The organism is Kitasatospora sp. NPDC058218 (assembly GCF_042882445.1).
Lineage (GTDB): Bacteria > Actinomycetota > Actinomycetes > Streptomycetales > Streptomycetaceae > Kitasatospora.
The window spans coordinates 47,252-72,540 of sequence record NZ_JBHVWC010000030.1 but is presented as its reverse complement, the minus strand read 5'-3'; the positions used below and the strand labels follow the sequence as shown (position 1 = coordinate 72,540).

At 72.8% G+C, this 25,289-nt stretch carries 26 protein-coding genes and 5 tRNA genes; 9 read left to right on the top strand and 22 right to left on the bottom strand.

Annotated elements, in window-relative coordinates; translation table 11 throughout:
• Positions 1-3: 3 nt before the first annotated feature.
• From ruvA to pgsA, 10 genes are all read right to left on the bottom strand, one after another.
• A complete protein-coding gene (gene ruvA / locus ACFVYI_RS20425) occupies positions 4-615 on the bottom strand; it encodes a Holliday junction branch migration protein RuvA (protein WP_387887427.1) in 612 nt (203 codons plus the stop codon).
• Positions 612-1,184, bottom strand: a complete 573-nt coding sequence (gene ruvC, locus ACFVYI_RS20420) for a crossover junction endodeoxyribonuclease RuvC (RefSeq protein WP_387887425.1) — start codon at positions 1,182-1,184, stop codon at positions 612-614. The genes ruvA and ruvC overlap by 4 nt, the downstream gene beginning before the upstream one ends.
• A 175-nt stretch (positions 1,185-1,359) precedes the next feature.
• Complete coding sequence (locus tag ACFVYI_RS20415) at positions 1,360-2,118, bottom strand: YebC/PmpR family DNA-binding transcriptional regulator (protein ID WP_329486820.1); 759 nt, start codon at positions 2,116-2,118, stop codon at positions 1,360-1,362.
• A gap of 99 nt (positions 2,119-2,217) precedes the next feature.
• Positions 2,218-2,841 carry a pyridoxal 5'-phosphate synthase glutaminase subunit PdxT gene (gene pdxT, locus ACFVYI_RS20410; protein ID WP_360627280.1) on the bottom strand — a complete coding sequence of 208 codons (624 nt, stop codon included), beginning with the start codon at positions 2,839-2,841 and terminating at the stop codon, positions 2,218-2,220.
• Between the two features lie 52 nt (positions 2,842-2,893).
• Positions 2,894-3,805: a pyridoxal 5'-phosphate synthase lyase subunit PdxS gene (gene pdxS / locus ACFVYI_RS20405; RefSeq protein WP_387887424.1), complete on the bottom strand. Its 912-nt coding sequence runs from the start codon at positions 3,803-3,805 to the stop codon at positions 2,894-2,896.
• Between the two features lie 155 nt (positions 3,806-3,960).
• Positions 3,961-4,506, bottom strand: a complete 546-nt coding sequence (locus tag ACFVYI_RS20400; RefSeq protein WP_387887422.1) for a hypothetical protein — start codon at positions 4,504-4,506, stop codon at positions 3,961-3,963.
• Between the two features lie 28 nt (positions 4,507-4,534).
• Complete coding sequence (locus ACFVYI_RS20395) at positions 4,535-4,915, bottom strand: 5-carboxymethyl-2-hydroxymuconate Delta-isomerase (RefSeq protein WP_387887419.1); 381 nt, start codon at positions 4,913-4,915, stop codon at positions 4,535-4,537.
• 94 nt (positions 4,916-5,009) lie between these two features.
• A complete protein-coding gene (locus ACFVYI_RS20390) occupies positions 5,010-6,194 on the bottom strand; it encodes a glycosyltransferase family 4 protein (RefSeq protein WP_387887417.1) in 1,185 nt (394 codons plus the stop codon).
• Between the two features lie 31 nt (positions 6,195-6,225).
• Positions 6,226-7,245, bottom strand: coding sequence for a phosphatidylinositol mannoside acyltransferase (locus ACFVYI_RS20385; protein ID WP_387887414.1), 1,020 nt, complete (start codon positions 7,243-7,245; stop codon positions 6,226-6,228).
• The gene (gene pgsA / locus ACFVYI_RS20380; protein ID WP_387887413.1) at positions 7,245-7,892 is read right to left on the bottom strand and encodes a phosphatidylinositol phosphate synthase; all 648 of its coding nucleotides are present in this window, start codon (positions 7,890-7,892) and stop codon (positions 7,245-7,247) included. The genes ACFVYI_RS20385 and pgsA overlap by 1 nt, the downstream gene beginning before the upstream one ends.
• 276 nt (positions 7,893-8,168) lie before the next feature.
• Between pgsA and ACFVYI_RS20375 the strand changes: the two genes are divergently transcribed.
• Positions 8,169-10,217 carry an elongation factor G-like protein EF-G2 gene (locus ACFVYI_RS20375; RefSeq protein ID WP_387887410.1) on the top strand — a complete coding sequence of 683 codons (2,049 nt, stop codon included), beginning with the start codon at positions 8,169-8,171 and terminating at the stop codon, positions 10,215-10,217.
• A 22-nt stretch (positions 10,218-10,239) separates the two neighbouring features.
• On the opposite strand, the gene ACFVYI_RS20370 is transcribed toward ACFVYI_RS20375, so the two are convergent.
• Positions 10,240-10,650 carry a thiol-disulfide oxidoreductase DCC family protein gene (locus ACFVYI_RS20370; RefSeq protein WP_387887407.1) on the bottom strand — a complete coding sequence of 137 codons (411 nt, stop codon included), beginning with the start codon at positions 10,648-10,650 and terminating at the stop codon, positions 10,240-10,242.
• 208 nt (positions 10,651-10,858) lie between these two features.
• Here ACFVYI_RS20370 and ACFVYI_RS20365 point away from each other — a divergent pair, with 208 nt between their 5' ends.
• On the top strand, positions 10,859-12,505 hold the full coding sequence (locus tag ACFVYI_RS20365) for a hypothetical protein (protein ID WP_387887405.1): 1,647 nt from the start codon (positions 10,859-10,861) through the stop codon (positions 12,503-12,505).
• Positions 12,506-12,569: 64 nt separating this feature from the next.
• Here ACFVYI_RS20365 and ACFVYI_RS20360 read toward each other — a convergent pair whose 3' ends face one another.
• The 4 genes from ACFVYI_RS20360 to ACFVYI_RS20345 all read right to left on the bottom strand — a co-directional run bounded on the left by ACFVYI_RS20360 (position 12,570) and on the right by ACFVYI_RS20345 (position 17,038).
• Positions 12,570-13,130 (bottom strand): HIT family protein, encoded by a 561-nt coding sequence (locus tag ACFVYI_RS20360; RefSeq protein ID WP_387887403.1) that lies wholly within the window; start codon positions 13,128-13,130, stop codon positions 12,570-12,572.
• 85 nt (positions 13,131-13,215) lie between these two features.
• On the bottom strand, positions 13,216-15,195 hold the full coding sequence (gene thrS, locus ACFVYI_RS20355; protein WP_387887402.1) for a threonine--tRNA ligase: 1,980 nt from the start codon (positions 15,193-15,195) through the stop codon (positions 13,216-13,218).
• Between the two features lie 87 nt (positions 15,196-15,282).
• Positions 15,283-16,455, bottom strand: coding sequence for a hypothetical protein (locus ACFVYI_RS20350; RefSeq protein ID WP_387887399.1), 1,173 nt, complete (start codon positions 16,453-16,455; stop codon positions 15,283-15,285).
• Between the two features lie 31 nt (positions 16,456-16,486).
• A complete protein-coding gene (locus tag ACFVYI_RS20345; RefSeq protein WP_387887396.1) occupies positions 16,487-17,038 on the bottom strand; it encodes a DUF4365 domain-containing protein in 552 nt (183 codons plus the stop codon).
• Positions 17,039-17,185: 147 nt separating this feature from the next.
• On the opposite strand from ACFVYI_RS20345, the gene ACFVYI_RS20340 reads away from it, so the two are divergent.
• Entirely contained in the window at positions 17,186-17,953 is a 768-nt protein-coding gene (locus ACFVYI_RS20340; RefSeq protein WP_387887393.1) for a 3'-5' exonuclease, read from the top strand.
• Between the two features lie 98 nt (positions 17,954-18,051).
• On the opposite strand, the gene ACFVYI_RS20335 is transcribed toward ACFVYI_RS20340, so the two are convergent.
• From ACFVYI_RS20335 to ACFVYI_RS20325, 3 genes are all read right to left on the bottom strand, one after another.
• Positions 18,052-18,123: transfer RNA gene (locus ACFVYI_RS20335), tRNA-Val, on the bottom strand.
• 210 nt (positions 18,124-18,333) lie between these two features.
• Positions 18,334-18,405 (bottom strand) — tRNA-Val (locus tag ACFVYI_RS20330).
• 113 nt (positions 18,406-18,518) lie between these two features.
• Positions 18,519-19,031: a TIGR02611 family protein gene (locus tag ACFVYI_RS20325; RefSeq protein ID WP_387887391.1), complete on the bottom strand. Its 513-nt coding sequence runs from the start codon at positions 19,029-19,031 to the stop codon at positions 18,519-18,521.
• A 194-nt stretch (positions 19,032-19,225) separates the two neighbouring features.
• On the opposite strand from ACFVYI_RS20325, the gene ACFVYI_RS20320 reads away from it, so the two are divergent.
• A complete protein-coding gene (locus ACFVYI_RS20320) occupies positions 19,226-19,639 on the top strand; it encodes an SsgA family sporulation/cell division regulator (protein WP_030056266.1) in 414 nt (137 codons plus the stop codon).
• A 418-nt stretch (positions 19,640-20,057) separates the two neighbouring features.
• Positions 20,058-20,627 (top strand): CGNR zinc finger domain-containing protein, encoded by a 570-nt coding sequence (locus tag ACFVYI_RS20315; RefSeq protein WP_387887388.1) that lies wholly within the window; start codon positions 20,058-20,060, stop codon positions 20,625-20,627.
• 44 nt (positions 20,628-20,671) lie between these two features.
• Here ACFVYI_RS20315 and ACFVYI_RS20310 read toward each other — a convergent pair whose 3' ends face one another.
• Positions 20,672-21,178, bottom strand: coding sequence for a hypothetical protein (locus ACFVYI_RS20310; protein ID WP_387887385.1), 507 nt, complete (start codon positions 21,176-21,178; stop codon positions 20,672-20,674).
• A gap of 119 nt (positions 21,179-21,297) precedes the next feature.
• On the opposite strand from ACFVYI_RS20310, the gene ACFVYI_RS20305 reads away from it, so the two are divergent.
• Positions 21,298-21,798: a DsbA family protein gene (locus ACFVYI_RS20305; RefSeq protein WP_387887383.1), complete on the top strand. Its 501-nt coding sequence runs from the start codon at positions 21,298-21,300 to the stop codon at positions 21,796-21,798.
• A gap of 7 nt (positions 21,799-21,805) precedes the next feature.
• On the opposite strand, the gene ACFVYI_RS20300 is transcribed toward ACFVYI_RS20305, so the two are convergent.
• The 3 genes from ACFVYI_RS20300 to ACFVYI_RS20290 all read right to left on the bottom strand — a co-directional run bounded on the left by ACFVYI_RS20300 (position 21,806) and on the right by ACFVYI_RS20290 (position 24,678).
• On the bottom strand, positions 21,806-22,645 hold the full coding sequence (locus tag ACFVYI_RS20300) for a GNAT family N-acetyltransferase (RefSeq protein ID WP_387887381.1): 840 nt from the start codon (positions 22,643-22,645) through the stop codon (positions 21,806-21,808).
• Between the two features lie 78 nt (positions 22,646-22,723).
• Positions 22,724-23,554 carry an aminotransferase class IV gene (locus ACFVYI_RS20295; protein ID WP_387887378.1) on the bottom strand — a complete coding sequence of 277 codons (831 nt, stop codon included), beginning with the start codon at positions 23,552-23,554 and terminating at the stop codon, positions 22,724-22,726.
• Between the two features lie 74 nt (positions 23,555-23,628).
• Positions 23,629-24,678: a chorismate-binding protein gene (locus ACFVYI_RS20290; protein ID WP_387887375.1), complete on the bottom strand. Its 1,050-nt coding sequence runs from the start codon at positions 24,676-24,678 to the stop codon at positions 23,629-23,631.
• Between the two features lie 316 nt (positions 24,679-24,994).
• Here ACFVYI_RS20290 and ACFVYI_RS20285 point away from each other — a divergent pair.
• The 3 genes from ACFVYI_RS20285 (at position 24,995) to ACFVYI_RS20275 (ending at position 25,288) form a co-directional block, all read left to right on the top strand.
• Positions 24,995-25,067: transfer RNA gene (locus tag ACFVYI_RS20285), tRNA-Gly, on the top strand.
• Positions 25,068-25,107: 40 nt separating this feature from the next.
• Positions 25,108-25,181 (top strand) — tRNA-Cys (locus ACFVYI_RS20280).
• A 35-nt stretch (positions 25,182-25,216) separates the two neighbouring features.
• Positions 25,217-25,288 (top strand) — tRNA-Val (locus tag ACFVYI_RS20275).
• The last annotated feature ends 1 nt before the right edge of the window (position 25,289 follow it).

The following is a 25,289-nucleotide window of genomic DNA, read 5'->3' as shown; positions in this document are numbered from 1 at the left end:
GTGTCAGCGGGCCCGGTTGAGCGTGCGCAGCGCGGCCCTGAGCAGCGCGCCCACATCGGTGACGGCCTGCGCCTCCGCCTCGGGGGTGACGGCGGTGACCGCCTCGTCCGCCTCGCGCGGCGCGTAGCCGAGGCCGACCAGGGCCGCGTGCAGCTGATCGCTCCACGGCGCGGGCCCCGCGGCGATCGGCTTCTGGGCCGGGACGCTGCCGTGCGGGGCGCCCAGCTTGTCCTTGTACTCCAGCAGCAGCTTGGCGGCCTTCGCCTTGCCGATGCCCGGGACGGCGATCAGCGCCTTCTCGTTGCCGGTGGCGACGGCGGCGCGCAGCTCGTCCGGGCTGTGCACGCCGAGCATCGCCTGGGCCAGGCGCGGCCCGACACCGGGCGCGGCCTGGAGGATCTCGAAGAGGGCCCGCTCGTCGTCGTCGGCGAAGCCGTACAGGGTGAGCGAGTCCTCCCGGACGACCAGGGAGGTGGCGAGCCGGGCCGGCTCCCCGAGGCGCAGAGCGGCGGCGGTCGCCGGGGTGCACTGGACGGCCATCCCCACACCGCCGACCTCGACGACGACGACGGCGCCGCTGACGGCGGCCACCGGCCCTTGGACGAAGGCGATCATCGGGCGGCTCCTCGGGGGGATCGTGCGGAGTACGGGGCTCGGGCCGCGGGTGCGGCGGGGGCCGCCTTGGCGAGGGCGGCGGCGATCCGGTCGCTCGCACCGCCGCGCCAGATGTGGCAGATGGCCAGCGCCAGCGCGTCGGCGGCGTCGGCCGGCTTGGGCGGGGCGTCCAGCCGCAGCAGCCGCTGCACCATCGCCGTGACCTGGGCCTTGTCGGCCCGGCCGGAGCCGGTGACGGCGGCCTTGACCTCGCTGGGGGTGTGCAGGGTGACGGGGATGCCGCGCCGGGTGGCGCAGAGCATGGCGACCGCGCTGGCCTGGGCGGTGCCCATCACGGTGCGGACGTTGTGCTGGGCGAAGACCCGCTCGACGGCCACCAGGTCCGGCCGGTGCTCGTCGAGCCAGCTCTCGATGCCCTGCTCGACCAGCAGCAGTCTCGGCCCGATCTCCGCCTCGGCGGGCGTGCGCACCACCCCGACCCCGACCATCTTCAGCGGCCGGCCCGGCGCGCCGTCGACCACCCCGATCCCGCACCTGGTCAGTCCCGGGTCCACACCCAGTACCCGCACTCCGGCCCCGCCTCTCAGTAACGCGCCGCTCGCCGCCGGGCGCTCCGGCCCGCCGCCCGCGCGCCCTTCGGCCCGCACCGCGGCGACCTGCGAAGGCTACCGCCAGGGTCGGACAGTCCCGCCGACGACACCGGCCCGGTGGTCGTGGGACCACCGGGCCGGGAAGTGAGAACGCTCACTCGGCGTCGAGCTGCGCACCGACCTCGTCGCTGATGTCGAAGTTGGCGAAGACGTTCTGCACGTCGTCGCTGTCCTCCAGGGCGTCGATCAGCTTCAGGATCTTGCGGGCGCCGTCGACGTCCAGCTCGACCTGCATGCTCGGGAGGAAGTTGGCCTCGGCCGAGTCGTAGTCGACGCCGGCGTCCACCAGCGCGGTCCGGACGGCGACCATCTTGGAGGCCTCGGAGACGATCTCGAAGGACTCGCCGAGGTCGTTGATCTCCTCGGGCTCCTGGTCGAGGACGACCTCGAACAGCTTGTCCTCGTCGACGCCGTCGGCCTTGGGGACGATCACGACGCCCTTGCGGTTGAACAGGTACGACACGGAGCCCGGGTCGGCCATCGAGCCGCCGTTGCGGGTCATCGCGACGCGCACGTCGGAGGCGGCGCGGTTGCGGTTGTCGGTGAGGCACTCGATGAGGACGGCGACACCGTTCGGGCCGTAGCCCTCGTACATGATGGTCGAGTAGTCGGCCCCGCCGGCCTCGGCGCCCGAACCGCGCTTGACGGCGCGGTTGATGTTGTCGATCGGGACCGAGCTCTTCTTCGCCTTCTGGATGGCGTCGTAGAGCGTCGGGTTGCCGGCCGGGTCGCCACCGCCGGTACGCGCCGCCACCTCGATGTTCTTGATCATCTTGGCGAAGAGCTTGCCGCGCTTGGCGTCGATCACGGCCTTCTTGTGCTTGGTGGTAGCCCACTTAGAGTGGCCGGACATCGCCAGCTCCTTTACGTCGCCAAAGGGAAATGAACAGGAGAGATCTTACCGGTGCCGTCACCGGTGGGGCGCACACGGTCCGCATGCGGCGGCGAAGCGTTACCGGGCGACGGCCGCCAGGTGCTCCTCGACCATCCGCACGAAGTAGCCGTGCACCCGGTGGTCGCCGGTCAGCTCGGGGTGGAAGGAGGTAGCCAGCAGGTTGCCCTGGCGGACGGCGACGACGCGGCTCTCCGGACCGTCGGCGGCCGGCAGCTCGGCGAGCACCTCGACACCCGCGCCGACGGCCTCGACCCAGGGGGCGCGGATGAACACGCCGTGCACCGGGGCGTCGTCCAGGCCCCGGAAGGCGACCCCGGACTCGAAGGACTCGTTCTGGCGGCCGAAGGCGTTGCGGCGCACGGTCATGTCGATGCCGCCCACCGTCTCCTGGTCGTCACGGCCGTCCAGGATCTTGTCCGCCAGCATGATCATGCCCGCGCAGGTGCCGTACACCGGCATGCCGGCGGCGACCCGCTCGCGCAGCGGGTCCATCACGCCGAACAGCAGGGCCAGCTTGGACATGGTGGTGGACTCCCCGCCGGGGATCACCAGCGCGTCGACCCCGGCCAGCTCCTCGGCACGGCGCACCGGACGGGCGAGCGCGTCGGCCTCGGCCAGCGCGACCAGGTGCTCGCGGACGTCACCCTGCAGGGCGAGGACGCCGATGACTGGAGTGCTCACGGTCTCAAACCTCTTCGATCGTTACGTCGTGTGTACGTGGCGCGGGGGCCGACTACCAGCCGCGGTTGGCGTAGCGCTCGCTCTCGGGCAGGGTGTCGCAGTTGATGCCGACCATGGCCTCGCCCAGGTTGCGGGAGGCGTCCGCGATGATCTTCGGGTCGTCGAAGAAGGTGGTGGCCTTCACGATCGCGGCGGCACGCTTGGCCGGGTCGCCCGACTTGAAGATGCCGGAGCCCACGAAGACGCCCTCGGCACCGAGCTGGCGCATCAGCGCGGCGTCGGCCGGGGTGGCCACACCACCGGCGGAGAACAGCACGACCGGCAGCTTGCCGAGCTCGGCGACCTCCTTGACCAGCTCGTACGGAGCGCGCAGGTCCTTGGCGGCGGCGAACAGCTCGTTGTTGTCGAAGCCGCGCAGCCTGGCGATCTCGTTCTTGATCTGGCGCAGGTGGCGGACGGCCTCGACGACGTTGCCGGTGCCGGCCTCGCCCTTGGAGCGGATCATGGCCGCGCCCTCGGCGATGCGGCGCAGGGCCTCGCCCAGGTTGGTGGCGCCGCAGACGAACGGCGTGGTGAACGCCCACTTGTCGGAGTGGTTCACCTCGTCGGCCGGGGTGAGCACCTCGGACTCGTCGATGTAGTCCACGCCCAGCGACTGCAGGACCTGGGCCTCGACGAAGTGGCCGATCCGGGACTTGGCCATGACCGGGATCGAGACCGCGGCGATGATCTCCTCGATCATGTTCGGGTCCGACATGCGCGCGACGCCGCCGTCCTTGCGGATGTCGGCGGGAACCCGCTCGAGCGCCATGACGGCGACAGCGCCGGCGTCCTCGGCGATCTTGGCCTGCTCGGCGTTGACCACGTCCATGATCACACCGCCCTTGAGCTGCTCGGCCATGCCGCGCTTCACCCGGGCGGTACCGATCTGCGGCTGGTCTGCGGTGGTGGGGGTGGTGGACACGTGAGACCTCACTCGAAGATGAACCAGTGCTATCGCCCTATGGTAGGCGGAAGAAACAGTCTCTCCATGCGCCATCAAGTCCAGCCTGGCCGACGGGATACGACAAACAGGCCGGATCCGGGCACGCCCGGCTCAGCCGCCGGGACACCGGGCGCTCAGGCCGGAGCACCCTCCGGGGTCAGCGCGCGCGGCGGGGCGTCGTCCATTTCGAAGGCCATCGGGAACGGCGCCTTGCCCGCCAGCCGGAAGTAGCGCACCAGCCGGTGCTCGCGCACCGCCCGGGCCGCGCGCACCGCGTCGTTGTGGAACCGCCGCGCCATCGGCACCCGGCGCACCGCGGCCGTCAGCTCCTTCACCGCCTCCTCGCCGCCCGGCTCGGCGACCAGCACGGCGACCTGCTCCGGCTCGGCGAACACCGCCCGCAGCGCCATGCTGAGCTGGCTCTCCGCCACCTCGCGCTGCTCGTCGTCCGCCTGCCGGGCCGCGTGCGCGGCGTCCAGCAGCAGCAGCGAGGCCGCCGGATCCAGCAGCGAGGAGGCGGCCAGCTCGATCGCGACCGAGGCCCGCCGGACCAACTGCGCGTCCAGCGCCGCCCGCGCGGCGTCGATCCGGGCGTGCAGCCGGTCCAGCCGGCCGGCCGTCCAACTCAGGTACATGCCGAACAGCACCACGGCCACGCCGGCCCAGATCCAGGTAGTCACGGGGCGCTACGCTACCGGGTGCCCGGCATCAGCCCTCGACGGTGGCGCTCCGGTAGCTGTCGCGGTCGATGTCCGCGATGTTGACCGCGGTGAACAACCGGGTGCCCGGCGCCGGCGCGATCCGCTCGGCCAGCAGCGCCAGCACGGCGTCGCCGAGCGCCGCCTTCGCCTCCGGCGTACGGCCCGGGAAGATCTGGAACTCCACGTACACCTGGGCGTCCCCGCCCCCGGCACCCTCGCCGTCGCCGTCGCCGACCACGAAGTCCCGCACCTCGCGGAAGAGCGTCTTGCACGCCCCGGGGCTGGCGTCGATGGTCTTCACGACGAGCCGGTTGATCGCCAGGCCCAGCTCGCGGCGGTCGAAGGCGCCGGCCAGGCTCGGGGAGTAGTCGACGGAGATCTGCGGCATCCGGTGCCTCCAGGGGTCACGATGATCGGTTGGTCCGGCAGCCTCAACCCCGCGCGAGGGGCGCCGATTCCCGCCCGGCCCGACGCGGCCCCGGTCAGTCCCTGGCCAGCCCGAACCGGCCGCGCCGACCACCGCGCTCGTCCTCCCCGACCACCGCCACCGTGCCGGCCGTCACCGTCTCGTACACGGCCAGGATGTCCGCACCGACCGTCGACCAGTCGAAGCGCCGCACATGCCGCGACGCCGCCTTGCGCAGTTCCTCCAACCGGCCCGGGTCGCCCAGCAGCCGCAGCGCCGCCCCGGCCAGCGCGTCCGCGTCCTCCACCGGGAACAGCTCCCCCGCGTCGCCGCCGTCCAGCACCTGCTTGAACGCGTCCAGGTCGCTCGCCAGCACCGGGGCGCCCGCCGACATCGCCTCCACCAGGATGATGCCGAAGCTCTCGCCGCCGGTGTTCGGCGCCACGTACAGGTCGACGCTGCGCAGCAGCCGGGCCTTGTCCCGGTCGCTGACCATGCCGAGGAACTCCACCTGCGCGCGGACCTCGGGCGCCAGCCCGGCGACCGCCTCCTCCTCGTCCCCCTTGCCGGCCACCAGCAGCCGCACCCCCGGCCGCTCGGCCAGGATCCGCGGCAGCGCCGCCAGCAGCGTCGGCAGGCCCTTGCGCGGTTCGTTGATCCGGCCGATGAAACCGATCGTGCCGGGCTCACCGGCGGCCGCCCCGCCGGTCCAGCGCTCGTCCGGCTGCGCCCCCGCGAAGAAGCCGACGTCGACGCCGTTGGGGATCACCACCGCGTCCCCGCCCAGGTGCTCGACCAGGGTCCGCCGGGCGTACTCGCTCACGGCGATCCGGGCCCGCATCTTCTCCAGGCCCGGCTGGAGGATCGGCGAGGCCGCGATCATCGCCCGCGAGCGCGGGTTGGACGTGTGGAAGGTGCCGACCATCGGCCCGGAGGCCGACCAGGCCGCCAGCATCGACAGGCTCGGCGAGGCCGGCTCGTGCACGTGCAGGATGTCGAACCGGCCCTCGTTCAGCCAGCGCCGGACCCGTGCCGCCGACAGGATGCCGAAGCTCAGCCGCGCCACCGAACCGTTGTACGGCACGGCCACCGCCCGCCCGGCCGAGACCACGTACGGCGGCAGCGCCTCGTCGTCCTCGGCGGGCGCCAGCACCGACACCTCGTGGCCGAGGTCGATCAGGTGCTCGGCCAGGTCCCGGATGTGGAACTGCACCCCGCCGGGAACGTCCCAGTCGTACGGGCAGACGATGCCGATCTTCACTGGTTCCTCGTGATCCTGTAGGTGCGGCGGGTCAGGCCCCGGAGGCCTCGGCGGCGGGCTCGCCGGCCGGAGCGGGGGCGGTGTCGGCCGGTTGCCCGGCCCGGCGGCCGGCCTCGGCCGGCAGCGCCGCCCCGTCCACCGTCGCACGGACCGGCAGGTCGGCCAGCCAGAACCGCTGCAGCATGTGCCAGTCCTCGGGGTGCTCGCGGATCCCCTGCTCCCAGATGTCCGCCATCGCCTGCACCATCGCCGCGGTCTTCTCCTTGCGGTCCCCCTCGGGCGGCACGGCCACCTCGGGGTGGATCCGCGCCCGCAGCAGCGGACCGTCGTACCAGAGCGAGGCCGGCAGCAGCGCCGCCCCGGTCCGCTGGCAGAGCGCCGCCGGACCGGCCGGCATCCTGGTCGCCTCGCCGAAGAAGGACACCTCGATCCCCGCCTCGGAGAGGTCCCGGTCGCCGACCAGGCAGACCAGCTTCCCCTCGCGCAGCCGGCGGGCCAGCGTGCCGACGACATTCACCCCGCCGCCGGTCAACGCGAGCACCTCCATGCCCAGGCCCTCCCGGAACGCCACGAAGCGGTCGAACAGCTTCTCGGGCTTCAACCGCTCCGCGACCGTGGTGAACGGGTACCCCTCCAGCGCCACCCAGGCACCCGCGAGGTCCCAGTTGCCCATGTGCGGCAACGCCACCACCGCGCCGCGGCCGGACTCCATCGCCGCCCGCAGTTGCTCGAAGCCCTCGACCCGGACGTCCCGGGCCACCCGCTCCCGGCTCCACACCGACAGCCGGAAGGACTCCATCCAGTACCGCATGTACGAGCGCATCCCGGCCCGCGACAGCTCCCGCAGCCCGGCCTCGTCCAGCCCCGGGCGGACCCGTCGCAGATTCGCCTCCAGCTGGAGCACCCGCTTGCCGCGCCTGCGCCACGCGTAGTCGGCGATCCGGTCGAACAGGCCCCGCGCCGCCGGCTCGGGAAGGTGCCTGAGCACCGCCCAACCCGACGCGTAGGCCGCGTACACCAGTCGGTCCTTCACCGAAGGCCCGCCCCCCATCAGCTCCCGGCCGCCGCTCGGTCGGCCTCGAACGCCTCACGGCGCACCGTCAGCATCCGCTGGACCACCGTGACCAGGCTGCCCGCGGCCACCAGCCACAGCGCGACCGGCAGCAGCCACTCCACGTACGGCACCCCGAAGGTGTGCAGACCCGCGACACCGGCCGCGACCAGACTGATCACCAGCCGCTCGGCCCGCTCCACCAGCCCCGACACGTCACACGGCAGGCCCTGGCTCTCCGCCCGCGCCTTGGTGTACGAGACCACCAGGCCGCTCGCCAGGCAGAAGATCGCCACCGCACAGAGCAGGTTGTTGTCGCCCTCGCCCGCGTACCACATCGCCAGTCCGCCGAAGATCGCCGCATCGGCCACCCGGTCCAGCGTGGAGTCCAGGAAGGCCCCCCACTTGGAGGACCGGCCCAGCTGGCGGGCCATGTTCCCGTCCACCAGGTCCGAGAAGATGAACAGCGTGATCGTGATGGTGCCCCAGAAGAACTCCCCGCGCGGGAAGAACACCAGCGCACCGGCCACCGAACCGGCGGTACCGATCAGCGTCACGGCGTCCGGGCTCACACCCAGCCGGATCAGGAACGCGGCGAACGGGGTCAGGACACGTGTGAAGAAGGCACGCGCGTATTTGTTGAGCATGGCCTTCCGGACCGCTCCGATCTCCCTGGTACCCGCCTGCGGCGCAGTGCGCGGCAGACGACCGGACGGATCAGCCCACCCGGCGCACCCATCGTAGCCACGCCGACGACACGCCTGAGCGCACCGCACCGCCCACCGGCCCCCGCCGCCCGCCCACCGGCACCCCCGGCGCACGGGCGCACACGCCCGGTCACCGCGGTCCCCACGACACGCGGCCCCGCGAACACCGCCCCTAGACTTTTCACGACAGCCTCGGCGCGACGGGAGGAGACCCCGATGCCCGACCGCAGCACCGCACGATCCGGCCAGGCACCCACCGTCAACGACCCCGCGCAGCTGCGCAACGTCGTCCTCATCGGCTGCAGCGGCGTGGGCAAGACCACCCTCGCCGAATCCCTCGCCCTCACCGCCGGCGCCATCGGCCGGGCCGGGCGCGTCACCGACGGCAACACCGTCTCCGACCACGAGGACATCGAGCACCAGCAGCAGCGCTCCGTCCAGCTCTCGCTGCTCCCCCTCGAATGGAACGGCGTCAAGGTCAACCTGATCGACCCGCCCGGCCACCCCGACTTCACCGCCGACCTGCGGGCCGCCCTGCACGCCGCCGACGGCGCCGTCTTCGTCGTCTCCGCCACCGACCCCGTCACCACCCCCACCCGCGCCCTGTGGCGCGAGTGCGCCGCCGAGGGCATCCCCCGCGCCATCGCCGTCGCCAAGTTCGACATCGCCCGCAGTGACTTCGACGACATCCTCACCGCCTGCCACGACGCCTTCGGCCTGGGCCCGGACAGCCTGCGCCCGCTCTTCCTCCCCGTCCACGCGGACGGCCACCCCGCCGGCACCGTCGACCTGCTCACCGGCCGCGCCTACGGCCCGGTCGAACCGCCGGCCGACACCGGCCCCGCCCGCGAGAGCCTCGTCGAAGCCATCTCCGGCCAGGACGACACCCTGATGGAGCGCTACCTCGCCGGCGAACCGCTCGACACCGACGCCCTCGAAGCCGGCCTGCGCCGCGAAGTCCTGTCCTGCGCCCTCCACCCCGCCCTGCCCACCACCGACCGCGGGCTCGGCTCGGCCGAACTCCTCGACCTCATCACCACCGCGTTCCCCGACCCCACCGAACGCACCCGCCCCGGCCCCGACTGCGACCCGGACGCCCCCCTCGCCGCCCAGGTCGTCCGGGTGACCGCGGACGCCTACGTCGGCCGGATCAGCCTGCTGCGGATCTACGCCGGCACCCTGCGCCCCGACACCCACATCCACCTCAGCGGCCCGGACCACCCCGAGGAGCAGGACAACGACGAACGCGTCACCGGCCTCACCAGCCCGTTCGGCAAACTGCAGCGGCCCGTCCCGCACGCCGTCGCCGGGGACCTCGTCTGCGCCGCCAAGGTCACCACCGCCCGCGCCGGCGACACCGTCCACGAGCCCGGCCACCCCGTGAAACTCGACGGCTGGCCACTGCCCGAGTCACTCCTGCCGATCGCCATCGAGGCGCACAGCAAGGCCGACGACGACCGGCTCTCCCAGGCCCTCGCCCGGCTCACCGCCGAGGACCCGGCCCTGCGCCTGGAGCAGAACCCCGACACCCACCAGCTGGTCCTCTGGTGCACCGGCGAGGCCCACGCCGAGGTCGTCCTCGACCGGCTCCGCGGCCGGCACGGCGTCCACGTCGACACCGTCGAGCCCAGGGTCGCCCTGCGCGAGACCTTCGGCACCGCGGCCGCCGGCCACGGCCGGCTGGTCAAGCAGTCCGGCGGGCACGGCCAGTACGCGATCTGCGAGCTGGAGGTCGAACCCCTGCCGGCCGGCGCCGGCTTCGAGTTCCAGGAACACGTCGTCGGCGGCGCCGTGCCCAAGCACTTCATCCCCTCCGTCGAGAAGGGCGTCCGCGCCCAGCTCGCCAAGGGCGTCGGCGCCGGCTACCCGCTCGTCGACATCCGGGTCACCCTCACCGACGGCAAGGCGCACTCCGTCGACTCCTCCGACTCCGCCTTCCAGAACGCCGCCGCCCTCGCCCTGCGCGACGCCGCCGAGCACGCCGTCATCCGGCTGCTCGAACCGGTCTCGGCCGTCAGCGTCCTGCTGCCCGACGACTACCTCGGCGCCGTCCTCGGCGACCTCTCCGCCCGCCGCGGCCGGGTCCTCGGCACCGAGACCGGCGGGCCCGGCCTGACCCTGCTGCACGCCGAGGTCCCCGACCTCGAACTCGCCCGCTACCCCGTCGACCTGCGCTCGCTCACCCACGGCACCGCCGAGTTCTCCCGGGCCCACCTGCGCCACGAGCCGATGCCCGCCGCCCTCGCGGCGAAGTACGCCGGCTGAACCGGCCCCCGGGCGCCGCCGCCTAGCGCTGCGGAAGCGCGCAGGCGGGCGTACCGCCCGGCATCCGGTGCCGGTTCTTCGCCACCCAGCGGTACACCACGCCCGCGACCGGCCGCACCGGCGCCAGCGCCAGCACCCCGCCCAGGTAGGCCCAGACCCCGCCCGAGCGCATCAGCAGCCGCGCCACCGCCTGCGCGCCGCCGTACACCCGGCCCGCCGGCGTCACCCAGAGCACCTCGCGCTCGGCCCGCTCCCAGGACACCTCGCCGCGCCCGCCGGCCCGCGCGTCCAACTCCGCCAGGTCCGCGAACTGGAACGGCACCGCCTCCCAGCCCCCCGAGGCCAGCGTCTGCCGCAGGTACCGCTCCGCCCAGCCGGCACACGACGTGCAGAACGCGCAGTCCCCGTCGAAAACCAGCACCGGATCCTTCATCACGGCTCCTTCCGTACGGCCCATGCGCCCATCGTGCACCATTGCGCCCGCCCACCCCCCGCACGGGGGCGTCGCACCACCGAAAGGTGGGCATCATGCCCCACAGGCCCGCGGTGGCCCGAACGTGACGGCACTTCAGACGATCATCCGCGCGCCGGTACCGCGGCACGGTAACCTGCCGCTGACAAGGGGAGGAGGGGACGCCACCGTGACGACACTCGACATGACCCCGGGTGCGCAGATACCCCGGACCGACACCGGCCCGCAGACCGCCGTCACCCAGGCGCTCTCCTCGGCCGCCTACCGCGACGGCGAGGTCGGCAAGTTCGTCGAGACGGTCACCCACGCCACGGCGAAGAAGGGGCGCTTCGCCCTCTTCCGCCCCAACCTCGGCGAGGCGTTCAGCCGCGCCGTCGTCGGCCGTACGCTCGGCGGCGACCGCAAGCCGCTCGTCCCGTCCTTCGGCATCGACACCCGTCAGATCGTCGAACACTGCCTGGCCGCCGAGGACCTGCGCGCCGCCCGCGACCGCAGGCTCACCACCGTCACCGTCGTCACCGGCCTGCTGTTCCTGCCCGGCACCCTGCTCTGGCTCGGGGCATTCCAGCTGCGCGCCTGGCTCAAGCGGGACAACCCCAAGAACGCCGCGTTCTTCGGCGCCCTGGTGCTCGGCGCGGCCGCCGCCGTCGCCGTGCTCCTCGCCGTCAAGCCCCCCGCCGGCGGCCTGTTGGGCCTCTACCTGCGCATCGTGATGCTCGCACCGGTCGTCGGCTGGTACCTCGCCAGGCGCATCGTGGTCGCGTCCGCCGTCGACCTGCGCACCCGCTGGCTGGACCTCGTCGAGGGCAACGCCGTCGCCGCCACCGTCCCCCGGGCCGTCCCCCGCGACGACCTGGACAAGAAGGCCGCCGACCTGCGCGCCAAGCTCGGCCGCCTGGAGGGCGAGCAGGAGACCAACATCCAGCACTACGCCGGTCCGAAGGGCATCCTCGGCGCCGGGCGGCGCTGGGGCGAGTGGAAGATGGTCGACGCCCTGCGCCCCGCGGAGGGCCACGCCGACTTCCGCGCGTTCCACCCCTGGGACCTCGTTCGCAAGATCGCCGGCCACCTCAAGGGCCTCGGCATCAGCGAGGTCGCCAACAGCGGCATCCCCAACGTCGCCGTCAAGCAGTGGGTGGTCTACGAGGTCGGCGAGGGCGCCGACGAGATCGGCCGGCCCGACAACGCCGACATGGACGGCGACCGGATGCGCGAGTTCGCCGTCCAGAGCATCGCCGACAAGCAGACCTTCCCCGGCGGACCGCGGCACTACCTGGCCACCCAGTTCGTGACGCACGACGGCAAGCTGGTCCTCACCTTCACCGTCACCGTCGTCCTGCTCGCGCACACCCTGAACGTCAGTGTGGCGGGCTACGCGCTCGGCCCGGTCAACGGCGTCTTCTCCGACAAGCCCAAGGACAAGGAGAAGTCCGTCCCGAAGAGCCTGAAGTTCTGGGAGGAACGGACGGTCAAGCTCCCCCTGATCGACAACGACGAGGTGGTCCGGCAGGCCGTCCGCGCACCCCTCTACCGCAGCCCCGGCCTGCTCGCCTGGCTCGGTGGCGGTCTCGGCCTGCCCGAGCCCTTCGGTCTGCGGCACGTCTGGGCCTCGCCCCCCTGGAACACCCGGTCGATGACCGACAACGCGCTCAACGCGGCCACCCCCGTGCTCACCGCCGTCCACGCGGCCGTGCTGGAGTTCCTGGAGGAGCACGACCTCGACACCGAGCGCTTCTTCAAGAACCGCGCCTCGATCATCAAGTCCGAGGCGCAGGGCACCCGGCCCTACAAGGTCGACCAGTACGACGCGGGCTGAGCGCCAGAACGGAAAGGGGCCCCACCGGATTCCCCCGGTGGGGCCCCTCCGCGTTCCGCCCGGCTCAGCCCTGCGGCCAGCCCTCGGCCAGCATCTTGCGGGTGTCCGCCAGCAGCTGCGGCAGCACCTTGGTGTGACCGACCACCGGCATGAAGTTGGTGTCCCCGCCCCAGCGCGGCACCACGTGCTGGTGCAGGTGCGCGGCGATCCCGGCACCGGCCGCGGCACCCTGGTTCATCCCGATGTTGAACCCGTGCGCCCCCGAGGCCGCGCGCAGCGCCGCCATCGCCTTCTTGGTGAACACCGCCAGCTCGGCCGTCTCCGCCTCGTCCAGCTCGGTGTAGTCCGCGACGTGCCGGTACGGGACCACCATCAGGTGCCCGCCGTTGTACGGGTACAGGTTGAGCACCGCGAACACGGCGCTCCCCCGCGCGACGACCAGCCCGTCCTCGTCGCTGAGCGACGGGATCGAGCAGAACGGACAACCGTCGTCCGGAGCCGGGCCGGTGGGCTTGTTCTCGCCCTGGATGTAGGCCATCCGATGGGGGGTCCACAGGCGGCGGAAGCCGTCCGGCTCGCCGACGCCCCGCTGCAGTTCCGGCTCAGTCGTCATGCTGATCAGCATATTCGCACGGCGTGGCTTGCAAAGCAGTGCGGGGCAGACTCCCTGAGGAGACTGCCCCGCGACCCCCGCTCACGCGGGGCCGACGTCACACCTGGATGCGGCGCTCCACGGCGTCCACGATCTCGGCGATCGCCTCGGCAAGCGGCACACCGTTCTTCTGCTCACCGTTGCGGTAGCGGAAGGACACCGCGCCCGCCTCGACGTCGTCGTTGCCGGCGATCAGCATGAACGGGGTCTTACTCTTCTGTGCGTTGCGGATCTTCTTCTGCATCCGGTCGTCCGAGGTGTCCACCTCGACCCGGATCCCGCGCTTCTTCAGCTCGGCCGCGACCTCCAGCAGGTACGGCACGTGCTCGTCGGTGATCGGGATGCCGGTGACGGTGACCGGGGCCAGCCACGGCGGCATGGCGCCGGCGTAGTGCTCCAGCAGCACCGCGAAGAACCGCTCGATGCTGCCGAACAGCGCCCGGTGGATCATGACCGGCTGCTGGCGCGAGCCGTCCGCCGCCGTGTACTCAAGATCGAAACGGGCAGGCAGGTTGAAATCGAGCTGAATGGTGCTCATCTGCCAGGTCCGGCCGATGGCGTCCCGCGCCTGGACCGAGATCTTCGGGCCGTAGAAGGCCGCGCCACCCGGGTCCGGGACCAGCGGCAGGCCCTGCTTCTCGGCCACGCTCGCGAGCACCGCGGTGGCCTCCTCCCAGGCCTCGTCCGATCCGACGTACTTGACCGGATCCTTGGTGGAGAGCTCCAGGTAGAAGTCGGTCAGACCGTAGTCGCGCAGCAGGTTGAGCACGAAGGTCAGCGTGGAGTCGAGCTCCTCCGCCATCTGCTCACGGGTGCAGTAGATGTGCGCGTCGTCCTGGGTGAAGCCGCGGGCCCGGGTCAGACCGTGCACCACACCGGACTTCTCGTACCGGTACACCGTCCCGAACTCGAAGAGGCGCAGCGGCAGTTCACGGTAGGAGCGGCCGCGCGCGTCGAAGATCAGGTTGTGCATCGGGCAGTTCATGGGCTTGAGGTAGTAGTCCACGCCCTCGTCGAGCTGCATGGGCGGGTACATACCGTCGGCGTACCAGTCGAGGTGGCCGCTCTTCTCGAAGAGCTTCCCCTTGGTGGCGTGCGGGGTGTAGACGAACTCGTACCCCTCCTCCTCGTGCCGCTTGCGCGAGTAGTCCTCCATCGCGCGGCGGATGATGCCGCCCTTGGGGTGGAAGACGGCGAGGCCGGAGCCGATCTCCTCGGGGATGGAGAAGAGGTCGAGCTCGTTGCCGAGCTTGCGGTGGTCGCGCTTCTCGGCCTCGGTCAGGAAGTCGAGGTGAGCCTTGAGCTCGTCCTTGGTCGGCCAGGCGGTGCCGTAGATGCGCTGCAGCATCGGGTTCTTCTCGCTGCCGCGCCAGTAGGCGGCCGCGTTGCGCATCAGCTTGAACGCCGGGATGTACCGGGTGGACGGCAGGTGCGGGCCGCGGCAGAGGTCGCCCCAGCAGTGCTCGCCGGTCTTGGCGTCCAGGTTGTCGTAGATGGTCAGCTCGCCCGCGCCGACCTCGACGTCGGCGCCCTCGCCGGCGGTGGCGGCGGAGCCCTTGAGGCCGATCAGCTCCAGCTTGTACGGCTCGGCGGCCAGCTCCTCGGTCGCGGCCTCGTCGGTGACCACCCGGCGGGAGAACTTCTGGCCCCGCTTGATGATCTCCTGCATCTTCTTCTCGATGGCCTTGAGGTCATCGGGGTGGAACGGCTTCTCGACGTCGAAGTCGTAGTAGAAGCCGTCCTTGACCGGCGGGCCGATGCCGAGCTTGGCCTCGGGGAAGAGCTGCTGCACGGCCTGCGCCATGACGTGCGCGGTGGAGTGGCGCAGGATGTCCAGGCCGTCCTTGCTGCCGATCGCGACCGGCTCGACCTCGTCGCCGTCCTGGACCGCGTACGCGAGGTCCTTGAGCCGGCCCTCGACGCGGGCGGCGATGATCGAGCGGTCGTCGGCGAAGAGCTCGGCGGCCGTAGTGCCCGTGGTCACCACGCGCTCTTCCCGATCGGGTTCGCGGTTGATGATTACCCGGACGTCCGTCACCGGTCTCTCCTGACGTGCTGGATTCATAGGACGCAACACTGCGCTGCGCGTGACGATGGTACCGAGAGCACCGGCCCCGCCGTGCACCTACGCCCCCTGTCCCCCTTCTCCCAGCGTCTTCAGCAGCCGCTCCCGCTCGGCCTCCTCCAGGCCGCACGGTTCCAGGGCTCCCGGGTGGGTGAGCCGCCGGAAGCCGCCGCGCCGCTCCAACCGGCCGCTGACCCGCACCGGGGCACCCGCCAGGTGGGCCTCGACGGCGACCCGGTACGCCGGGTCGCCGAGGCGCACCCGCACCTCGCTGACCTCCGCGCCGGCGAGCACCTTCAGCCGGACGGTGCCCGGTCCGGCCGGGTCCGCGCGCTTGAGGCGGACGACCAGGCCGACCACGGTGACCGCGACCGCCGGTTCGATCCGTTCCAGCAGGGCGGCGGCCTCCTCCAGCGCGGGGAGGTCCCCGGGCGAGAACTCCAGGGCGATCCGCCGGTCGCCGAAACCGCCGGGCGGACCGGCGGCGGCCGACCAGGCGACGGTCAGCTGCGCCGCCGTCGCGCCGCGCACCAGTTCCTCGACGGACTGCACGAGCTCCCGGCTGACGCCGGCCTGCACCGCGTTCTCGAAGGCCTCCGGGCCGCCGCTGACCCGCCGGTAGTCCACGGCGTCCCGCAACGCCTCCAGCGCCCGGACCAGGGTGGTGACCACCGCCCGCCCCTCGGGCGCCGGGCTGTACGCGGTGAGCCCGGCGCCGCCGTCCGTCACCGGGCCGCCGCCGACCACCAGCACCTGCTCCAGGAAGTCCCCGGCCCAGGTGTCCAGCCGGGCGCCGAAGTAGGCGGCCCTGGTCCGCCCTGCCTTGGCCCCGGCCGCGAGCATCGCCCGCGCCGCCTGCTGGAGCCGCTCGGCGCCGTCCCAGGGCGTGGTGCCGGCCGGGCCCGGCAGCTCGCGCCGCCACTGCAGCTCGTCCCCCGGCACGGCCAGGGCGAGCAGGATCGAGCGGGCGGAGGGGCTGCGCGAGCGCGACAGCGCGGTGACGGCGTCGGCGAGCAGCTCGACGGCGTCGTCGAAGCCCTCCCCGGCCGGGACCAGCAGGCTGGTCCCGGGATCGGTGTCGTCCGGGGGCGTCCAGCGACCGTACCGGGCCGAGGGGCCACCGCGCCGGACCCAGCCGTACCGGGCGAGCAGGGTGGCGAGCACCGCCGGGTCGACGGCCGCCGGATCGGGCAGCGCCCGGGAGGCCTCCTGCGGCCCGCGTGGCAGCGTCATGGTCCTGCTCCTCCCCGCCGGGGCCGGGCCGTCACGGGCTGCCGCCCGCACCGACCCGCGCCATGATGTCGCACAGTGCCCGGTCGTCGAAGACCGTCGCGGTGGGCACCCGGACGTTGGTCCGCCGCTGCCCGGTGACCGGGTGGCCGGCCAGGTTGACCCAGTAGCAGCAGTGCCGCAGCTCCAGCGCGTCCGGCCCGGCCGACAGCCAGCGGTCGACCCGGCGCGGCAGCAGCATCACCACCAGGATCCTGGGCACCGCGACCCGCGCCCGTGCGAGCTTGCGCAGGTGGTCGTTGTCCAGGGTGAAGCTGAAGAAGGGGCCGCGCGGATCGGGCGCGATCTGCTGGGTGGCCTTCAGCTGGATCTTGATGGTGACCTCGTCGTCCACCTCGTGGGCGCGCGAGCCGTGGCTGACCTGCCAGTCGATGCCGTTGTCGGGGAAGGGCTGGGACAGCGAGCAGCCGGCCGCCGCCACCACCGCGTGCAGATAGCCGACCTGGAGGGTCTCCATGCAGGCCGTCACGGCCAGATCGCCGCGCAGGACGGCCGCCTCGTCGGGCTGCGGCTCTGTCAGCGTCATCGCCCCGTAGCCTCCCCGGCCCCGGGCCCGTCCGGATTCGAACAGGGCATCTGACCGCAGGGTGCCCGGCCCGGACACCGCCAAACGGTTGAACGGGCGTCAGGGGCGGGTATCAACCGGGCGGAACGCAGGACCTGAGGGGCAGTCATGCAGCAGCACTGGTACACCGGCCCGCTTGCCTCCTTCGACACCGAGACCACCGGCGTGGACGTCGAGACCGACCGGATCGTGTCCGCCGCCCTGGTCGTCCAGCTCAGCCCTGGCGCGGCCCCGCAGACCACCTCGTGGCTGGCCGATCCGGGCGTGCCGATACCCGACGGCGCCCGCGCGATCCACGGCATCGGCGACGAGCGGGTGCGCGCGCACGGCCGCCCGGCCCCGGCGGTGGTGGCGGAGATCGCCCGCGCCCTCGCCGAGCAGGCCCGCGCCGGGCGTCCGGTGGTGGTGATGAACGCGCCGTACGACCTGACGCTGCTGGACCGGGAGCTGCGCCGCCACCGGGCCACGGCGCTGGCGGACGCGCTGGGCCCGGACGGGCTGCTGGTGCTCGACCCCCGGGTGCTGGACAAGCACGTGGACCGCTACCGCAAGGGCCGGCGCACGCTGACCGACCTGTGCGCGCACTACGGGGTGGAGTTGACCGGGGCCCACGACGCCGCGGCCGACGCGACGGCGGCGCTGGGGCTGGTCCGCACGATCGGCGTGCGCCACCCGGCGGCGCTGGGCGGATTGTCGGCCGCCGAGCTGCACCTGCGGCAGGCGGTCTGGCACGCGGCGCAGGCCCGGGGGCTGCAGAACTGGTTCGACCGTTCGGGGACGCCGGAGCGGGTGGACTTCTCCTGGCCGTTGCGCCCGGCCCGCTGCGGATGCGGGCGGCGGTTGTCGGCGGAGCACAGCTGCGAGGTCGCGGCGTAGCGACCGGCACGGCCGGTGGCCGCGGTCGATCGTCTGCTCGGTGCACGAACGCGGCAGGCCCCGATCGGTCTCCCGATCAGGGCCTGCATGCTGTCCGGTGGGCGATACTGGGATCGAACCAGTGACCCCTTCGGTGTGAACGAAGTGCTCTCCCGCTGAGCTAATCGCCCGGGCAACGAGAAGAACAGTAGCACCATTCGGGGGGTGTCGTACAACTCGCACCCGTCGGGGCGGCCGACGCATCCGCAGAACTCGCGCTCCGCGCGGAAGATGACTGCGCCTCAGTCCGATTCTCCGGCAGCAGTTCGCCGGGATTCCGGAAATACATGTGAGGCCCAGCCGATAATCGACTGGGCCTCACATATCACAATGCATTCCGGTGGGCGATACTGGGATCGAACCAGTGACCCCTTCGGTGTGAACGAAGTGCTCTCCCGCTGAGCTAATCGCCCGGGTGCAGGGAAAACATTACCGCATCTCCCGGGGTGCTCCGAACACCCCCGCCCCGGGCTCCCCGCCCCGGCCCGTCACCCGAACGGGCCGCCACCGGTTGCCGCCGCCCGGGTCAGTGCTCGCCGATCTTCCAGGGCATGGTGAGCCCGTACTTCCAGAGGTACCAGCCGCCGATCCCGGCGATCACCGCCAGGCCGATCGCGGTGAGGGTGATGTTGCGGCGGCGGACCCTCGGGTCCATCGCCTTCTGGGCCGCCTCGGACACCTTGCGGCGGGTCCAGCGCAGGGCCAGCTGGGCCCAGACGAACTCGGTCGCCCAGATGCCCATGCCCAGGAAGATGACCACCCAGCCGGGGCCGGGCAGCGGCAGCATGATCACGCCGGCCACCACCACCGCCAGGCCGACCAGGAAGACGGCCACCTGCCAGCTGAGGTGCAGCGTCCTGGACCGCCGGATGAAGTGCGGTGCGCGCGAGCCCAGCGGCCGGCCGCCGTCCGCGCCCCCCGCCTCCTCGCCCTCGCCCCCGTCCGGCGTCTGTACCCCCGAGTCGTCCGGCACGACCGCATCACCCGTTCTCGTGTTCCCGCCCGCGTTCCCGCGCGCCTTGTCGCTTCGCACAGTCATGCCAGGAAACTAACCGAGAAGTGGCCCGGTAATGCCCCGCCGGGCACTCCGTGCCGATTCCGCAATGCGCCGTAAGGGGTACGACTCGGCCCCGAATCGGGACAGAGGGGTTTACATCGGTCGTGGAGGTGGGATGGTCCGTTCGCCGACGTGCGATTCCCCGAGCGCACACTGAGCGAAAGGCCATGGCGCTTATGAACACCACGGTCAGCTGCGAGCTGCACCTGCGCCTCATCGTGTCCAGCGAGTCCTCACTGCCCGTCCCCGCGGGCCTGCGCTACGACACCGCCGACCCCTATGCCGTGCACGCCACGTTCCACACCGGCGCCGACGAGACCGTGGAGTGGGTGTTCGCCCGAGATCTCCTTGCGGAGGGGCTGCACCGACCCACCGGTACCGGCGACGTCCGGGTCTGGCCGTCGCGCAGCCACGGGCAAGGGGTGGTCTGCATCGCGCTGAGCTCTCCGGAAGGAGAAGCCCTGCTGGAGGCCCCGGCCCGAGCGCTTGAGTCGTTTCTCAAGCGGACGGACGCCGCCGTGCCGCCCGGCACCGAACATCGTCACTTCGACCTCGACCGGGAGCTGTCCCACATCCTCGCCGAAAGCTGACCCCGACCGGAGGCGGTCACGCCCTGCCGCCGGCAGGGCCGTAACCCCCTGCCGTCACCGCAGCCGTCCTACTCGGGGGCACGGCAGCACGACTCAGCCGCGCACGACGCGGTCTCGGGGCCGGTGAAACGGTTCGCCCCCACCGGGGCGGGCCTGAGCACCGCAGGCGCCCGGCACCGGAGCCGGCCATCCGAACGGGTGGCCGGCCTCGCTGCCGGGCGCCACTGGTTTGCGGGGCGCCCGACGGCGCCCCGGTCCGACCGCGCGCGGACCCGCGCCACGACCGGCCCGCACCACTGGCGCGATCCGTACACCCCTTCGAAAGAAGCGGCGGCCCGCCGCTGCGGGGCCCGGTAAGGTCTGAGACTGACCGTAGACGCGGGGTGCCGACGGCCCCCTCCGCGTGAGGAGCCCCCACGTGCTGATCACCCATGACACCGAGTGCGCGCTGAGCATCCTCGTCGAGCTGCTCAACACCGCGCCCGAGGTGTGCGGCAGCGAGCTGCTGCCCGACGTGGCCGCGCTGGACGCCTTCGTGATCCGCCAGGAGATCAGCGAGATCGACTCGCTGACCGAGGACGACCTGCGCAAGGTGCACGAGCTGCGCACCCGGCTGCGGGAGGTGTTCGGCACCGAGTCCACGGCGGAGGCCGCCGAGCTGGTCAACGCGCTGGTCGCGGCCGCCGGCACCACGCCGCGGCTGACCAACCACGACCACCACGGCTGGCACATCCACTACTTCGCCCCGCACGCCGCCCTGGGCGACCACCTGGCGGCCGAGCTGGGCATGGCGCTGGCGTTCATCCTGATGGCGGGCGAGCGCGAGCGGCTGCGCCGCTGCGAGGCGCCGGACTGCGCCCGGGTCTTCGTGGATCTCTCGCGCAACCGTTCACGGCGCTACTGCGACAGCCGGACCTGCGGCAACCGGCTGCACGTCGCCGCCTACCGGGCGCGCCAGCGCTCGGCGGAGGCCGTGCCCTCCGCCTGAGCCCTCCGCCGCGCCCTGTCTCCCCGGGCGCCGTGGCGCCGCGCTCAGATGCCGCGGCGGCGCAGGATCTCCTCGATGTCCTCGAAGTCGCCCAGGCCGTCGTCGCGCTTCCCCGCCTTCGGGGCAGCGCGCTTGGGCGCGGCGCTCTCGGGAGTGGCCGCCTTCGGGGCGGCGACCCCCGGCGCGGGCGGCGCACCGGTGACGGAGGCCCGCCCCGGCGCGGGCGCGGCGGCGGCCGGGCCGGACCCGGCGCCGTCCACGGCGCGCCGGCGGCCCACCCAGCGGGTGGCGAGCAGCAGGGCGGCCGAGACCGCGAGCAGCACGATGCCCGTCCACACCCGGGGGTCGAACACCAGCTTCGTCGCCCAGTCGGCGAACTCACTGCCGATCGTGCGCGCCACCGGGAACAGGCCGGTCAGATAGAGCCCGGCCGGCACCAGTGCCACGGCGAACCAGCGGGTCGCGGAGAGGAAGCGCCGACGATAGGCGCGCAGGCCCGCGACGGCCACGCCGCCGGCGGTGAGCACGAAGGAGACCGCCGCCGTCAGCACGGCCGCCCTCCGTCACGTCCAGTAGTCCTGGTCATCGGATCGGACCTCCCGTCGCTTCCGGCCGGCGCCCGGGCACACCGCCGGGACGGCGCGGTGCCCACTAGTGGAACACTGGGAGCATGATCGAAGGTTCCCTCCCCCGTGTTGAGTTCTGGTGCGAGCTCCAGTGCCCGGACTGCCGTACGGCCCTGGACGACGTACGGGCGCTGCGCGAGCAGTACGGTGACGCGCTCGTCGTCGAGCTGCGGCACTTCCCGCTGGAGAAGCACAAGCACGCGTACGCCGCGGCGCAGGCCGCCGAGGAGGCGTTCGCCCAGGGCCTGGGGTGGCCGTACGTGGAGGCGCTGCTGGAGCGGGTCGACGACCTGGCCGCTCGCGGCGAGGAGGTGCTGTTGGAGGTCGCCCGCGCGGTGGGAGTGGACGCCGAGGAGGTCGACACCGCGCTGGTCGACGGCCGGCACACGCTGATCGTGGACGCCGACCAGGCCGAGGGGAAGGCGATCGGGGTGCAGGGCACCCCGACGTACGTGGTCGGTGGGCAGCGACTGGACGGCGGGCAGAGCCAGGACGGCCTGCGGGCCCGGATCGTCGCCGCCGTCGAGGCGGCGAAGGCCTCCTGACGGTCGGTCAGATCAGCGGCTTGCCGTAGACCCGGTTGGTGATCCGGTAGCCGAGCGACTCGTAGAGCCGGATCGCGACCCCGTTTCCGGCGAACACGTTGAGCCCGAGGTCGCGCACTCCGGCGGCCAGGCATTCGCGTTCGGCGAGCAGCATCAGCGAGCGGCCGTGGCCGGCGCCCCGATGGGCCTCGGCCACCTCGACCACCATCACCCAGGCGAGCGGGGCGCCGTCGGGCAGGTCCCGGACCCGCAGGGCCAGCCAGAGCGAGCCCAGCGGGTCCGGCCCGGCCGCGTACAGCCGGCGCAGGGCCACCCCGGGGCTGTCCGCGCCCTGTGGCAGCAGGGACAGGTGGTCGGCGTCCGACTTCGCACGGGCCTGCTCCGCCCCGAGGCCGGAGGAGACCAGGTCGGACAGATAGCCCTCCTTGGCGGCGGCGAGCCACCCGGGGAAGTCCTCGGCGTCGATCCGGCGCGCGGCGACGCCGACCGGCAGTGCGGGCGGGGCGGCGAGGCGCTTGGCCATGTTCCGCATCCGCTCGGTGTAGCCGAGGGTGACGGCGAGGGCGCGGGCGACCGGCGCTGCCTCGGGGATGTCGGCGTCGACCCTGGTGCAGCCCCAGCCGCGGAGCACCTCCTCCGCGGCCAGCGCGCCGAAGGTGCCGCGCCCCCGGCCGTGCCCCTCGTGGACCTCCAACTCCGATATCTCACCCCAGAGTTGGCTGCCGCGCGAAACGGCCGTGGTACGCAGTGCGCCGACCGGGCGGCCGTTGGCGCAGATCTGCCAGCGTCTGGTGCGGCCGCCTGCGGCGGGTGACTCCGGCCCCTCGGGGCGCAGCGTGGTGGTCATGTCGTGCTCCCTTCCCCGCCGTCCGGGTGTTCTATCCGCCGGGGGCCCACGAGGAGTCCGGGGCTCGCGCTGTGGGGATCAGGGGTCGAGATCGTCGCCGCTGCGCTCGGTGAAGACGGCCATCGCCTTGGCGGTGACGGGGCCCGGACCGCCGAGCTCGCGGTCGTCGACCCGGGTGACGGCCTGGACGTCGCGCAGGGTGGAGGTCAGGAAGATCTCGTCGGCCTCCCGGAGCACGCCCAGCGGCAGGTCCGTCTCCTCGGCACCGCACCAGTCGATGACGAGTTGCCGGGTGATGCCGGCCAGGCAGCCGGAGGCGAGGGTGGGGGTCAGCAGGCGGCCGCCGAGGACGACGAAGACGTTGGAGCCGGTGCCCTCGCAGAGCAGTCCGGCGGTGTTGGCGAGCAGTGCCTCGGAGGCGTCGACGCGGTGGGCGGCGGCGAGCGCGACGACGTTCTCGGCGTACGAGGTGGTCTTGAGGCCGGCGACGGCGCTGTGCTCGTTGCGGCGCCACGGGACGGTGGCGGCGGCGGTGGTGTCGGGGCGGTGGGCGGCCCTGCCGAGGGAGACGACCAGGGTGGGGGTCTCGTTGCCGCGCTCGGAGCCGAGCGGGGAGAGGCCGCCGGTGTAGGTGAGGCGCAGGCGGCCGAGCGGCATCGGATTGGCGGCCAGGACCTGGGCGCAGGCCTCGCGGACCAGGTCGTGGTCGGGGTCGGGCAGGCCGAGGCCGCGGGCGGAGCGGGTGAGCCGGTCGAGGTGGCGGGTGACGGCGAAGGCCCGGCCGTCGACGGCCTTCATCGTCTCGAAGACCCCGTCGCCCGTGGTGAGGCCGTGGTCGAGGACGGACAGGGCGGCGTCGGCGGAGTCGACGAGTGAGCCGTTGACCCAGCTCTTGGTGGGGTGCTGCATCGAGGCTGCTCCTCAGGACGGTCGTGTGGTGCGGTGGGCCCGGGTCGATGGCCGCCCGGGGTGTTCGTCCCGCTTCAGTCGGTGACGGTGCCCGACGCTATCGCGACCAGGCGGGCGGCCTTCAGTTCGGTTTCCGCCCACTCGCGCGCCGGGTCGGAGCCCCAGGTGATGCCCGCGCCGGTGCCGAAGCGCAGGACGGGTGCGCCGGGGTCGGTCCGGTCGATCCAGAACGTGCGGATGCCGACGGCGAGTTCGCCCTCGCCGCGGTCGGCGTCGACCCAGCCGACGGCACCGCAGTAGGGGCCGCGCGGGGCGGTCTCCAGGGCCTCGATGATCCGCAGCGCGCTGGACTTGGGGGCGCCGGTGACGGAGCCGGGCGGGAAGGTCGCGTCGAGGAGCTCCGGCCAGCCGGCGTCCGCGCGCAGGGTGCCCTGGACGGTGGAGACCAGGTGGACCAGGCCGGGGTGCTTCTCGACGACGCAGAGGTCGGGAACGGTGACGGTGCCGGTCCCGCAGACCCGGCCGAGGTCGTTGCGGACCAGGTCGACGATCATCACGTTCTCGGCGTGGTCCTTCTCCAGCAGATCGGCCTCGGTGCGGCCGGTGCCCTTGATCGGGCCCGAGGAGACGGTGCGGCCGTCGCGGCGCAGGTAGAGCTCGGGCGAGGCGGTCGCGATCTCGACGCCGTGCCCGGGCAGCCGGATCGTGCCCGCGTAGGGGGCGGGGTTGCCGTGCGCGAGCAGACCGGTGAGGGCGTCGACGTCGGTCCGGGCCGGGTCGGGCAGCGGTGCGGACAGGACCCGGCAGAGGTTGGCCTGGTAGACCTCGCCGGCCGCGATGTGGTCGCGGATGCGGCGGACGCCCGCCTCGTAGGCGGCGCGGTCCAGCGAGCTGTGCCAGCTGCCGGCGGCCGGGCCGAGCCAGCCGGCGCCGGACGGGGGCGCGGGGGCGGGGCGGACGTCGTCGAACCGGGCGCAGGTGAGCCGGCCCTCGAAGTCGTGAGCGACGGCCCAGAAGCCGGCGGAGTCGAGCGCGGCCGGGTCCGAGGTGACGTCGCGCAGCCCGGTGGCGAGGCGGCCGCCGAAGCGGGCGAGCGGGCTGTGGGGGACGGGGTGGCCGGACACGGTTCTCCTGCGCGGGGTGGCTGGGCTGCGGTGCCTGAAGTGTAGGTCGGGGGCGCGAACGGGGGTCGGGCCGCCGAAGAGGGCGTGAGCAGGTGCGGGCGTCACGCGGGTGTGCGCCGGGTGGCCCGCGGCTGACGATCGGGTGCGCCGCAGGTGGGGGCGCGGGCGCCGCGCGACGGTGGACGGGACGGCGCCCCGGGGGCACCCCCGCGGCACGCTGCGGGAACGGATTTTTAGCTGGCCCGGGAATCCGCTAGAGTTCAACACGTCGCCAGGGAGCGCAGCCGGGAAAACCGGTGAAGCCCCCGGGAGACAGGCGGACGTGGCTCAGTTGGTAGAGCATCACCTTGCCAAGGTGAGGGTCGCGAGTTCGAATCTCGTCGTCCGCTCGATGGAGAACAGTGTAAGATCGTTCTTCGAGTGTTGCCTGGTGGAGTGGCCGAGAGGCGAGGCAACGGCCTGCAAAGCCGTCTACACGGGTTCAAATCCCGTCTCCACCTCCAAGAGGTACGACCGGTTTCGACCGGGCGACCTCCCCGCGCGATTAGCTCAGCGGGAGAGCACTACCTTGACACGGTAGGGGTCACTGGTTCAATCCCAGTATCGCGCAC

Excerpts from the sequence above, each read along its gene's own strand:
- ACFVYI_RS20370 (WP_387887407.1), bottom strand. The coding sequence starts at position 10,650 with ATGAAGGATCCGGTGCTGGTTTTCGACGGGGACTGCGCGTTCTGCACG.
- ACFVYI_RS20385 (WP_387887414.1), bottom strand. The coding sequence starts at position 7,245 with ATGGGGGGCGGGCCTTCGGTGAAGGACCGACTGGTGTACGCGGCCTAC.
- ACFVYI_RS20320 (WP_030056266.1), top strand. The coding sequence starts at position 19,226 with ATGAACACCACGGTCAGCTGCGAGCTGCACCTGCGCCTCATCGTGTCC.
- ACFVYI_RS20375 (WP_387887410.1), top strand. The coding sequence starts at position 8,169 with ATGCCCGACCGCAGCACCGCACGATCCGGCCAGGCACCCACCGTCAAC.
- ACFVYI_RS20300 (WP_387887381.1), bottom strand. The coding sequence starts at position 22,645 with ATGACCACCACGCTGCGCCCCGAGGGGCCGGAGTCACCCGCCGCAGGC.
- ACFVYI_RS20340 (WP_387887393.1), top strand. The coding sequence starts at position 17,186 with ATGCAGCAGCACTGGTACACCGGCCCGCTTGCCTCCTTCGACACCGAG.
- ACFVYI_RS20325 (WP_387887391.1), bottom strand. The coding sequence starts at position 19,031 with ATGACTGTGCGAAGCGACAAGGCGCGCGGGAACGCGGGCGGGAACACG.
- ruvA (WP_387887427.1), bottom strand. The coding sequence starts at position 615 with ATGATCGCCTTCGTCCAAGGGCCGGTGGCCGCCGTCAGCGGCGCCGTC.
- ACFVYI_RS20350 (WP_387887399.1), bottom strand. The coding sequence starts at position 16,455 with ATGACGCTGCCACGCGGGCCGCAGGAGGCCTCCCGGGCGCTGCCCGAT.
- pgsA (WP_387887413.1), bottom strand. The coding sequence starts at position 7,892 with ATGCTCAACAAATACGCGCGTGCCTTCTTCACACGTGTCCTGACCCCG.
- ACFVYI_RS20345 (WP_387887396.1), bottom strand. The coding sequence starts at position 17,038 with ATGACGCTGACAGAGCCGCAGCCCGACGAGGCGGCCGTCCTGCGCGGC.
- ACFVYI_RS20295 (WP_387887378.1), bottom strand. The coding sequence starts at position 23,554 with ATGCAGCACCCCACCAAGAGCTGGGTCAACGGCTCACTCGTCGACTCC.
- ACFVYI_RS20305 (WP_387887383.1), top strand. The coding sequence starts at position 21,298 with ATGATCGAAGGTTCCCTCCCCCGTGTTGAGTTCTGGTGCGAGCTCCAG.
- ACFVYI_RS20415 (WP_329486820.1), bottom strand. The coding sequence starts at position 2,118 with ATGTCCGGCCACTCTAAGTGGGCTACCACCAAGCACAAGAAGGCCGTG.
- ACFVYI_RS20360 (WP_387887403.1), bottom strand. The coding sequence starts at position 13,130 with ATGCTGATCAGCATGACGACTGAGCCGGAACTGCAGCGGGGCGTCGGC.
- ACFVYI_RS20395 (WP_387887419.1), bottom strand. The coding sequence starts at position 4,915 with ATGCCGCAGATCTCCGTCGACTACTCCCCGAGCCTGGCCGGCGCCTTC.